Source organism: Candidatus Jidaibacter acanthamoeba (assembly GCF_000815465.1).
Lineage (GTDB): Bacteria > Pseudomonadota > Alphaproteobacteria > Rickettsiales > Midichloriaceae > Jidaibacter > Jidaibacter acanthamoebae.
The window spans coordinates 1-12612 of sequence record NZ_JSWE01000117.1 but is presented as its reverse complement, the minus strand read 5'-3'; the positions used below and the strand labels follow the sequence as shown (position 1 = coordinate 12612).

Sequence of the window (12612 nt, the reverse complement as noted above, 5' to 3'; positions counted from 1 at the left end):
TGTAGATATAGCTTCTCTAGAATCCGGTCAAACCGTCAACACAAGCTATAAATATCTTCTTCTACCCCTCGGTTCTTTAACTCAGTTAATACTGATAACCAAAATTTAGCTCCTTCATTTTGGCTAATCCATAAGCCTAACAACTCTTTATGGCCACTACTGTTAACCCCTAAAGCTTTATACTTGATAAGTTTAATTTAATAATGCTTTTATAATATTATATAAGTGATCAGTAAAACTTGTCTCTTCATTAAGCTGAGAGCTGGATATCATTGCTCCTGCTATCTTCAGAATTTTGGTGATTCCTAGACTTAGTTATTATTCATAGTATCTCTCTACCACTTATCCTTATTCTCATCTAGAATCCTGAGCTTTTCTTTAACTCGTCTTCTTAGCTCATCTTCATCTATGTTTTCATCTTCTTCAAAATATTCATCATCTCTAGGCCAAAAGTCTTCTATATCTATGCTTTGTAAACAATTAAATATTGGCGTAAAAAACTCCTCGCCTTTAACACCATATTTTTCTGCACCTTTTACCAATTCATCAAAATTATTATATAACTTCCAGGCGTATTCTTCTCTAAATAACTTTATATTATTTGGTACAATCATTTTATCAGAATAATCATAATAACCTCTTGCCTGATCTTTATTAAGATCAGCAGTCCTATTTTTTAAAAATGTTTGTTGAAATTCTCTTCCTGAAATTTTGTTTTTCACAAAATCTTGCATTAAGTTATAATAAAACATTTTATTTTGATACACAGTACTTTTCATCTTATATTACCTCTATCTTTTAGCTCTTGAATTTGGCTTGGATGTAATTTCCATCCACTAACAAAGTTACCCTCTAAGTCCTTCATGACATTTATTCCCTTTTTCTCATCAAAATAATGAATAACCTTCTCAGTTCCACGGTGTGTTCCTGCTATAACTATAATATCATCCTGCTTAATGTGCTCTCGTTTATCAGATAGTTTAATTTGAATTTAATATTATCCTAATAGATTACAATAATGCTGTTTTTGTTCATGCTGGAGCCTTTCTGTATAATTAATCTGCTCTGATGTTTGGAGTAAGCTTTTTATTTCAGTTCGGCCTATTAACCTATATGAAAATATTTCTTCTATTGTTGATAAATGTATAACCTTAGCTTCCGGTAAAAAGGATATTATATACGTTATTAGTTCCATAGGTAGATATGAGAAATAATCATCATCTTTATTAATTTCAAAAGAAATTTGGTCTTGTCTAATAGCTTTACTTCTTAATGACTGGGATAAAGGTGCTATGATCCACGAAAGGTGGGTAATGCATTGGAAAACATCATTAATATTTAGCCTTTTATAAAAGCTTTGATAACCTTTATTATTTAAGATTTCTTCTTTTAATTCTTCTAAAGCACATTTATACAAAACTTGGGTTATATTATTACTACCAGTGGATGTAGATAAATTGATTGTATTAAACTCTTTTAGCACTTCCTTTGCTTTTTCTATATTACTATGTACTATATGTATTTTTATTAGTAGGTAGTATGCTAAAATATAAGGAGTTATACTTATAGTATCTTGCTCATCCAGAATTTTTTGGATTGATTCTACTACTGTTTGCTTTTCTAATCGGCTATATGACAACCCTGAATCATCACCTTGCAACTTAATTGCTCTGTTCAATAATTCTACTATCTTTGTATACTCTTGGTGGTTATTTACTTTATGATGTTTAACTAGAAACATTGCATATTCTGTATAAAAGCTAGAGTTTATAATTTCATTAGAGCCAAGAGATAATATTGATTCAAATACCAAGAAACTCTTATTAACATATTCTATATATTGCTCAAATTCACCTATATATTTTAGGTTAAATGCCTTTATATGATAGTAACAAGCTAAGTTATGTTTCATATAATTTAATCGTGGCGCAAGCTGAGAACCTAGTTCATATAAATTTATAAGTATATTTAGTTTTTCATGATTACAAAAATAAGGGCTAATTTCAATAATACGGTTAACAAGGTTAGGAATATAACTTAAATATTTTTCATCAGTATAATTGTTTAAAATCTCTTTCGCAGATAAAATATAATATTGAGAAGCTTCTTCTATACGATTTAAATACTTTAATAATTCACTAATATTATATAAAATCTGAAAATTAGAATATGATTTACTAGGTATATTTTTTCCAACCTCAAAACATTCTTTAAAATAACCTAACGCCTCTTCATATTTTTTTTGAGCATTTAAAACGTACCCAATATTGTATAAAGTATCAGTATAATAAGGATGTTCTTGATCAAATACAGCTAGGGCTCTCTTTGAAACTTCCAATGCTTCTTCAAATCTACTATTTTGAATTAAAAAACCTCCTGTCTTATACAAAGCATTAGCATATTCAAAGTCTTTATTTTCAATATCAATTATATCTTTAATTTGATTGATTATATCTTCAATGTTTGCACCTGTTTTATATACTATTTTGTTACTCTCTACTTGTTTATCTCTTATAACTTGAGCTTGCTGTAAATATTTATCCCCTTGATTAAGCTCTCCTTTGTCTTTTAATATTTTAGCAATTACTTTTAATGATCTTATATAATCTGGATGCGTTTCTCCTAATAAATCTTTTATAATAACTAATGAATTATTTAGAATATAAATATGGTTATAAGTTATAGAATTTTCCGTCTTTAAAGTAGTTATAATCTTAAAATGCTGAATCGATCTTTCTATATTGCCTGCCTTATAAGATAGCAGTGCCTCATTAATATGAGCTTTAATGTCAGTATATTCAAATCTGATTACATCATAATTTGCTTTCGCTTGTTCTATATTTTCTTCTAAGAAATAATTGTTTGCTAATTCAATATAGCATTCTTTAATACTTTTAAGAAATGTGGTTGTTACAGCAATATATTGTCTGGATTGCTTATTAGGCTCTATATCTAACATCTTTAAAGCACAAGTATAGTCCAAAATAGCTTGGCTATATTCTTTTAAATTATATTGAAAAAGCCCTATATTATGAAATAAAAAAGAAAGCTTATACATTTCTGTTATAAGATCTGATTTTGACCTTGGTACATTATTTTTTAAATTATTTAATTGGCTATTAATATAACTCCTAAAGGCCGGACAAACCTGCAGAGAAAAGGCCTTAACTTCAAACAGTAATTCTGTTAAGCTACCTTCTTGATATGCAATACTATTTGTAATAAGTAAGTTAGAAAACTGTGTATTACAGAATTTTATAAACAGCTTTAGTTCTTCTTTGGATGTAAGGTTAATATAAAATGTTAAATTATTTTTATCTTCACTAAATTCATATTTAGAAGTTAATTGTAAAGTTTGTATATCGGCAAGCTTTACAAGCGTTTGTTCAGTTTCTTTATTATTTTCTAAGTCTAGAATATAATTTATTTGATTTATCAAATTAGTGCATTCCGTGTAAACTATATTGAGTGTAGCGACTTTTTTATCTAATATAGATAAAGCTTTGTTTAAAGCTTCTAAAGCTTTTTGATGTTTATTTTGTTTATAGTAAATCATTGCAAGAGCAAATAAATATAAACCTGTTATTTGATATGTTTCTCCAAATAATTTGTCTAAAATAGAAATTGAGTATCGATAATATTTAACAGCTTGCGAAAAATCATTTTGAGCATTAAATAACTCACCATATTTAGCATATAATTCAGCAACTTTAAGGTTTTCCTGTCCGAATGATTTTCCTAATACATTCAATGCTTTTGCATAACTCTCTTTTGCATCTAAATATTTATTTTGTTTTGTAAATACGTCACCTAGATTTGTAAAATATTTAACAATACTAGGATTCTCACCGAACGTATTATTAATTGCACTATTATTTAGAATTGCTATTGCTTGTAAATATAAGGCTTCAGCTTCATTAAAATTACCTTGGTTATAACTTATCTTTCCAAGATGGTTTAAAACTTCAGCAACTTTAGGATGTTTCTCTCCATAAATCTTTTTATTTATATCCAAAGCTTTGAAAAACCACTTTTTTGCTTCTAATAATGGAATAGATTCATTTAGCTCTTTACTATACATTATCCTAAAAAGCCGATTATTACCTTGTATAGGTATAGTTTGAGCATGTAGTAAAAGAAAAAGCGCGAATTGTATATAGATTTCGGCAAGGGCACCTTCGGAATTAGCGTTTAAAAAAGCTAAATTTGAATTAAAACGTTTTAAGTTAGTATTATATTTAGTTTTACTTTCAAAATATTCTTGTTTGAGATAATATATTTTAGCAACTATAATATTTAGCCGTATAACTTTTGAGTGAGTTTTTCCATATATTTTTTCAAAAATATCTAATGATTTTAAATAATACTCTTTTGCTTTATGCAGATTAAATTGTATTTCATATATTTCCCCAAGGAAAAGCATGGAACCAGCAATTTTAGGGTGGCTTTTAGAATATGTTTTTTGGTAAATACTAAAAGCTTTAAGGTAATACTCTTCAGCCTCTTTATATTTATCTTGATCTTTAAGAATATGCCCAAGTACATTATAAGATCGAGCGATTAAAGGATAATTATTGCTGTAATCTTGCATAACTTTATTTAAAGCAGCAATAGTAGTTGTATAAGCTGATTCATATTCTCCTAATGATGAAAGCACTAATGCTCTATTTATAATTAGCTGTATATATAGTGGGTGGCTATCACCATATAATTTCTCTATCATATTTAAGGCTAAGCTATAATGTGCATAAGCATTATTATAATCTCCATGATTATAATAAGCGGTTGCAAGGTTACCTATAGAGTCAGCAACTTTTGGATGTTCACCACCATATATATTCGTATTAACCTCTAATGCTAAAGTACACCGTTCTAGAAGTTGTGTTGTATTATCAAAACCACATTCCTCTAATATGCTTCCTATTTGTAGTAATAAAATATTAACTTTTGGATGTTCATATCCATATAATTTCTCATTAATGTTTAAAGCTTGTCTATAATAATCATGTGCTTTTAATAAATTGCCTTGTTGCTCATAAATATTCCCAAGATGATGCAATGAATTAGCAATCTCAGGATGATCTTTACCATATATTTTCTTACAAATTTTTATTGATTTTAAAAAAGATATCTCTGCTTTTTTATATTGTGCTTGTTTAGTTAAGACTTCCCCAATACAATTTAAAAGCACTGCAGATTCTGGGCTTTCCTTACTACTGAGTTTATCTATAATCTCTGATGATTTGTAATATGACTTAATTGCATCATCATAATTTGCTTGTACAAAATATATATCCCCAATGTTTTTTAATATATTAGCAACCTCAGAATGCTTTTCTCCATATGTTTCTTTACTAATTTTTAAGGCTTGCTGGTATTGTTCATTTGCTTTCAAATATTTACCTTGTTCAAAGTATACTTCTCCAATAATATTTAAAAATATTATAACTTTAGAATGATTAAGCCCAAATCTTTCCTGTACTAACCTTAATGATTTTTTAGCTAATTTATCGCTTTCATTAATTAGACCTAATTGTTTTTGTAGCCTTATTAAGTTTTGTAACGAATCAATATCTTCAGGATTAATATCAAGAGCTTTTTTATATAATTCTTCTGCTCGCTTATAATCTAATTTCTTTTCTGCAACATATGCTTGTACATATAAACTATCTTCATATAAATCATTATTTCTAAAATCTTTTTTTCCTTTACTTGTAACAAACTGCTCTAAGGCCTTATTAATTGGTATGAGGACTTTATAACATTCTTCTAATTGCTTTAATTCTTCATCATTAATTTCATAAATATTGTTTATTTCTAACTTTTCTAAACTTTCTTTTATCAAAAGTTTATGGTAGATATTCTCTTCTTCCTGGCCATAAAATAAGTGTGTCTTTACTCTCATTCTAGTTGCAAAGTTTATCAATTTATTTAAGTTAGTATATGCCTTAGCATTAATTATGCCTAACTTTAATAATTGGTCTAACCTATCCCAGCTATTTTTGCCTTCAATTCCATAGTATAACGCTAAATATGCAATAAGGTTGATTGCTAACCTATATAATTCCATCTTAATATTAAAATATTTCTCGGTCTTTTCTGTACCTAATCTAGGTCCGAATTGCCTTATATCCCCTTCCATCAATGATAGTGCTTGCCCCTCTCTAACATAATGTTTTTTACTTCCTAACCATCCTTCTTTTTCTATCGAAGACAAAATTCTTTGTGTTTCCTTTTCATATTGATTTAATAATATCTCACTACCGTGTATTAAAATTACTGTTTTAAGCATGTTAGAAGGAAGCAAGTCCTCCTCAAATTTTTTAGTAGTGTGCCATAAAGATAATTCCCTCACTGTGCCAAATAATTCACTTCTACCTTTAGGCGTCCCTCCGCCATCAAGGCCAAACCCTCGCTTGGTAATTGAGATAGGAGTTTTTTTAAATGGAAATGAAAATGCTGTCTCCCCTAAAGCTATTATTTTTAACTCAAGTAAATCTATTAGTTGATAAAAATATCTTCGTGTTTCTTGGGTATTTATCTCTACTGCAATTGCATATTCTATATCGGAAAAAGGCCCCATTTCTTCTCTACCCATAGAGCCTAATCCTAGTATAGCATAATCACATGGCGGGGTACCCAATAGATTAATACAATCACTTATCATACTTGCAAGTATAGTTATTGTACTACTTGTATTATGTTTTAAAATATGCTTTGCTGAAATATCACTCAGTTGCAAATATTCTTCAATTTCTCTCCTTAAATTAGATAATTTTTCTGTATAACATTCATAATTTATTTTAGGTATACCTATCGGATTTTTACAGATTTGCCTTATAAATCCTGTTTCTAAACTAAGCTGCTTGTATCTAAAAATTAAGTTTGGAAATAAAGGTTTAAACTCATTATGCCTTTCAACAAATACCCTAGCTGAGCTATAATTCATAGCAGCTATATCATATTTATTATTATACAAATTATAATCACCTAGTTTAATTATACAGTATGATATCCCAATTAAGTCCTCCTTTTCTTCAGCAAGGATAAGCGCTGCATTATAATGTTTTATAGCTTCTGCATTACCCTCACATAATGCTGTATTACCTAAATTTATGAATGCAAGCACTTCAGCATTTATTTTACTGGCATAAAAAGCTAACTCCTTTTCAATTATAATTTTTGCTATTTCGACATTATTAGACTTAATAGCTAATATTAAAGCAGAGTCTCCGTTTATATCAATTTGGTCTAAATTTATTAAGCTATTAACCAACTCTCCAGCCTTTTCAATATCATTCTGATGGACTGCTTTATGTAGGGGAGTTATATTTAGCGTTAGTTTACGATCATTATCTTCTTCTTGGAGATTATTAATGCTATTAAGTTTTATTTCTCCACTGGCATTGCTTTTTAACTTTATCTCATTGAGTTCATTTATAATTGTTTTACTAGTACTATATTTTGTTTCTAATTCTTCTCTGCTAATCATATATTATACCTAAATTAAATAATCATTGGGTTTCTTTAGTTAATATTTTTAAATGCCTCATTTGTTTTCCTACTCTAGACGAACCCAAATTCCTTACCTCTAAGCTTATTATCTACTATTTCTCTTTGACTCCACCTTAATAATGAATTACTTTTTCCAATTACTTCTCTTACATTAATAGCTATAATGGTTGTATCATCTCCAATCTCTATAGCTTTGTCTTCTGCTTTACTGTCCTCTTTATTTTTTATGGTTTCCTTTACTATATCCAGTAGCCAATTTTTTACTTCTTCCACACTGCTTAAATTTGTTCTACATAACTTATTCATCTCTTCAATATTTATGCTTTCTACATATACACTTGGTTTTGGCTTACCAAATGATTCAAAGCTCCCTAGTTCTTCTTGCATCAAACAACCTTCCGACAGCATATCGAATATCCCGTCAGTTAAGGAAATTATAATAGTATCCAGCGGTAATAGGCGATCAAAGGTTAAGAACGGCACTTCATCATTTTCAATTTCACTTCTTATATGGTTCCAATAGTCAGGCCCACCCGTTAACCTTATTGAAGGAGCTATATTTATAAACCCCTGGCTTGGAGAATACCCGACTACCATTTGATCTCCGATGGAAAAGCCGGTAATTCTTATGATTTTCTCCCCATTAATACATACGGCATACGTAGTAAGTCCTGCATGTTCAAAATTATTCTTTGGCTGGTTATTTGACATTCTAATTAGCACATTTTTAACTATGTCATGTAAGTATGTTTCCTCATATTTACTTAAATCTTCTTCATTACCGGTTGCAAGCTTATATAGCTTAGGAGAAAAGTTGTAATTTCTTTTTACTATTTTTTCTTTCTCTTTTCCCTTATCTTCGTTATTAATCCCTACTTCTCTCCAATATTTATTTATAATACTTGTCAGTTCTCTATTTCCTAACTTACATCCTAAATTTGCTATTTCTTTTATTTGTCTGTCCTGCTGCTCATCCATTGCATGCATATGCCCGTCAGATATTGAGCTTATTATGATCTTCCTACTGCCTATAGTTGCTAAGTCTACTCTTGCAGCATCATATATCTCCTGTCTTCCTTCCGGCTTATTATACTTACTACCACTACTCGATCTTCTGTAATTATTCCCCGTAGCATAGGCTATCATGTTTTTTTCTAAACCTTGGTATATTCCATCTCTATCTATAAACTCCTCTCCTTCAGGAATTTGCGGATCTTTTATCTTTATTAGCTTTATATCTTCATTCCTTATTCGCTTAACAAAGCTATCCGTTCTTTTGGTAAGCTCTGCTCTTAGCTTTTTTTGTCTCTCGGTTTCATAAGTTAAAAATGATTTTGTAATCTCCAGTATGGTTGGACCACCTTCATTTAAAATCTTTGATTTTATTTCCTGGCTTACCATTCTTTGTATGTTCTTAGACAATAATCTGTCGTCTATTCCAACCGTGCTTTCCCAGGCTAAATCCATGAACTCAGATATTTTCTTACCTAATAGTTCAGCATTATATATAACTAACCCGTATAAGAACTTGAGTTGTCTGAATTGTCTTTCAAGTAATACTATATCTTCTACGCTTCTTTGCCACACAAGCCCATTGTTACAAAGAATATCTATAATTATATTCTTTCGTAATGTTATATCTTTAATATCTAGGATTTTTCCTATTTCGTAGGGTGCAAATTGTCTAATGTCTTCTCTCATATCAAGACCTTCTTATATTTGATTAGACTACCCCTATTTGTTCCCTTATGTAGTTTTGTTCTCGCTTATGCAAAAGGATGATTATATAAAGTAGGGATAAAAGTTGCTTTATCCCTACTTTCATATTCTAGCTGTTTCTTACTATTGCTTTCTGTTTATTACTCTCTACTAGCTCAGCTTCTTGGTAGAGCTTTTTTGTATATGATAAGTTTTGATTAGATTTTTCTGATAAGCTTAAAACCTGTATAGCAGAGTGATTAATACCTAATCTTTCTATAAAGCCCTTATTAATATTTTGTTCCTTACCTAACTCTTGTTTTATATATAATCTGACAGCTACATCATCACTTACTATTGTTCTTAAGCTTTGAAATTTTTTGTAATTATTTATATCACTTCCTATCTCTATTAGCTTATCTACTCCTTCAGCTCCATAGTTTAAGTTTGCTGCTTCAAGTAATTTATCTACATGCTTATCATTTAATATAGGATTATTATAACTTGCCGAGTAAACAGCACTTACTATACAGTCTTTATCTTTTTTATTACCTACGCTACTACTGCTGGAAGAAGGACTGCTTATATTTCTTGTACTTTCTCTTCTTTGGTTTCCTCGCTCATTAATACTGGCAGTGCTATTACTGTTTGTATGGATGTTCGAATTATCATGTATAACTTCATTAGTACATAAGTTTTCTATCTGTTCTTTGTACATTATAACATGGTTGTAAGCCTTACTTAACTCTTCTGTAGAATATGCTTCTCCAGCTCTCTCTCCCTTCCATGTTCTGTTATTTTCTACAATATCAAATATCATACTTATATATAAGGTGGGCAAGCTATTTATTCGCTCCAGCTGTTTATCACTCAACAACTCTAATTTAATTCCCCCTACCTTATCTTGTAATGATTGTGCATTCTTCGTCTCTATTTCAGCTCTTCTATTTTCTACACTACTAAGATTCATACCTGACATCTCAGCATAATGCCTTGCATCAAATCTTCTTAAACCTCTCATATTCTGATTATGTAACTTTTCACTATACTCTCCAATTGTATATGCATGTTTATCCGCTCTAATAAATTCTTTATTAGATTTACTGCTAATCGCATAATCATTTATGTTACTGAACACTATAGGCCCACAGTCGTATCCGTTTACCCCTCTTCCTTGTTGATCTATTATCTTCTCTACTTCTTCTACCTCTATCTCCGCCTCACATAATGCACTAATTGTTTTTATTATTGATTGCTTAATTGAGTCTTTTAATTCAGCAGGAAAACTATTCCTACCATAGGGATCATCCCATAATATGCTTATTTTGTTATTTTCATAATCCATTGTTACTCTAATTGATCTCCAATGTAAGCCGTCAAGAAGAGGAATTATTATTGTGTTAATTGGTTTACTCCATCCTTCAATGCCTACTTGCTGACCGGAAAGCCTCCTAATATCGTCTTCAAAATTCTCTCTAAAGTTAAGTACATGGTAAGGATCAGCTATAAACAATCCTTCTCTATTCTCTCTATATGCGCTATATTCTTCTCCTTCATTAACTACATTATCATATTTTAACCTTGTTTTTCTTGTATGCATTAATAATCTAAATCCATCGCTAATACTGTACCAGTACCTATCATGCCCGTCTATTAATAAGTTCCTATCATTTCCATTAGCGCTAGCTGTTAATAGCTCTTCTGCCTCATTTTGTTCCTTCCTATCTCTGTATTCTTTCTCTTTATTCTTACTACTCGGTTTGACAACTTCTACAAAATCTTCCATGTCTTCAAGTAGAGATATCTCTTCTTCACTTTCTTCCAATATCTTTATATTATGCCCTTTTTCTTTAGCTATCTCATAAGCTCTTCTACCTGCTTTATTCTTTATATTCTTAAATCCTGAGATGATTACTTCCACCAACTCTTCATTACCTTCTTCAGCTGCATAGTGTAAAACAGTATTACCCCTATTATCCATATGCCCTATATCGACTCCATTCTCAATTAGCCTTTTGGCTAATTTGATAATATCAATTTTGTTTCTATTAATCATCCTTATCGCATAAAGTAAGACATCTTCTTTCAGCCATCCATGGATAACATTAGGATTAGCTCCATTACTTAGTAATATATCTATTACCCTTTCTCTATTGTTACTTATTGCTTTAAATAATAAAGGCTCTTCACTATTATCATTGATGTCGAATCCATTACTTCCCTTATACTTCATCAATAGCTCAACTATCTCTGCATTTCCTAACTCGCATGCTATATCGATCCCTCTTACTCCTTCTATTTCTACATTAATGTTAATCTTATGATCTTCAATTAATTGTTTTGCTATTTCCACACGATTATATTTGTAACATAAATATAATAATTTATCCTTAGTTTCATAATCTACATTATAGCCTTCTAAAAAATGTGATATAGAGTGCTTATCATACAATGCTACCATACTCTCTAAATCAAGTTTAGCTCCTGCATTCCTTAGCATACGTGCCATTTGTAGATTGCCTCTACTCACTACTATCTGTATCGGTGTTTGCTTATTATAAATCGCATTTATATCAAGTCCTTCTCTGACCAAATACCGTACTATATCAACTTTTCCTACTTCACAGGCTATATGAAGTGCATTTCGCCCATATACATCTATTTGATTTAAGTTTAATCCCTTCTTCCTTAATATTTCCAATATATCCACCCTGCCTGCTCTTACTGCTGCATGTATTGCTCCTCCTCTCTCATCCTGATTAACTACTTCAAGTTCTTTTTTATTAAAAGCATCTATCTTATTTATATCTCCTAATTTTATTGCACTATGTATATCTAATTTAGCTCCTTTACTTATTAAATATTCTACTATTTGTTTTATATTTTCAGGCTGCTCACCGTGTAATAACCCCTCTATTATCTTCCAACCTGCTTCAGTCTTCGCGTTAATATCCGCTCCGTTTTCAACTAATAATTTGACTATATCCAACCGACCATAATATCCGGCTATCATTAAAGCAGTCCTTCCTATTGCATTTGCTACATTAACGTTAGCCTCTCTCCTAACTAATACCTCAGCTATATCTAACTGCCCACTAATGCACGCATGCATCAGTGCCGTCATACCTTCCCTGTCTTTAGCATTTACCTCAGCACCTTGTTCTATCAAATACCCAATCAGCTTTAATCTTCCTTCACTTACTCCTTCATCATTACTTTGTTGAGCAGCACATATATTCATAAGTAAAGTTCGCTCACCTTGGCTCAATACCTTAACATCAGCCCCCCTCTCTATAAGTAGTTTAACAACCTCATATCTGCCTGCTTCACATGCATAAACCAAAGCTGTCTTATTATATTCTCCGCTTGTGTTTATATTCGATCCCTTGCTTAATGATT

5 protein-coding genes and 1 pseudogene are annotated in these 12612 nt (G+C 30.5%); all 6 read right to left on the bottom strand.

The genetic code is table 11. From position 1 onward, the window contains the following. Positions 1–19 precede the first annotated feature (19 nt). Positions 20–182 (bottom strand): annotated as a pseudogene (locus NF27_RS11825) (transposase); the annotation flags it as partial. A 153-nt stretch (positions 183–335) separates the two neighbouring features. Next, entirely contained in the window at positions 336–779 is a 444-nt protein-coding gene (locus tag NF27_RS05520; RefSeq protein ID WP_039456814.1) for a hypothetical protein, read from the bottom strand. Next, positions 776–958, bottom strand: a complete 183-nt coding sequence (locus NF27_RS13160) for a colicin D domain-containing protein (protein WP_084212822.1) — start codon at positions 956–958, stop codon at positions 776–778. The genes NF27_RS05520 and NF27_RS13160 overlap by 4 nt, the downstream gene beginning before the upstream one ends. Before the next feature lie 39 nt (positions 959–997). Next, positions 998–7492, bottom strand: a complete 6495-nt coding sequence (locus NF27_RS05515) for a tetratricopeptide repeat protein (RefSeq protein WP_039456813.1) — start codon at positions 7490–7492, stop codon at positions 998–1000. 74 nt (positions 7493–7566) lie between these two features. After that, positions 7567–9216, bottom strand: a complete 1650-nt coding sequence (locus tag NF27_RS05510; protein WP_039456810.1) for a hypothetical protein — start codon at positions 9214–9216, stop codon at positions 7567–7569. A 127-nt stretch (positions 9217–9343) separates the two neighbouring features. Then, positions 9344–12612, bottom strand: a 3269-nt coding sequence (locus tag NF27_RS05505; RefSeq protein WP_039456806.1) for an ankyrin repeat domain-containing protein, incomplete at its 5' end; no start/stop codon positions are given.

Coding starts and splice junctions, on each gene's coding strand:
- NF27_RS05510 (WP_039456810.1), bottom strand. CDS start 9,216: ATGAGAGAAGACATTAGACAATTTGCACCCTACGAAATAGGAAAAATC.
- NF27_RS05520 (WP_039456814.1), bottom strand. CDS start 779: ATGAAAAGTACTGTGTATCAAAATAAAATGTTTTATTATAACTTAATG.
- NF27_RS05515 (WP_039456813.1), bottom strand. CDS start 7,492: ATGATTAGCAGAGAAGAATTAGAAACAAAATATAGTACTAGTAAAACA.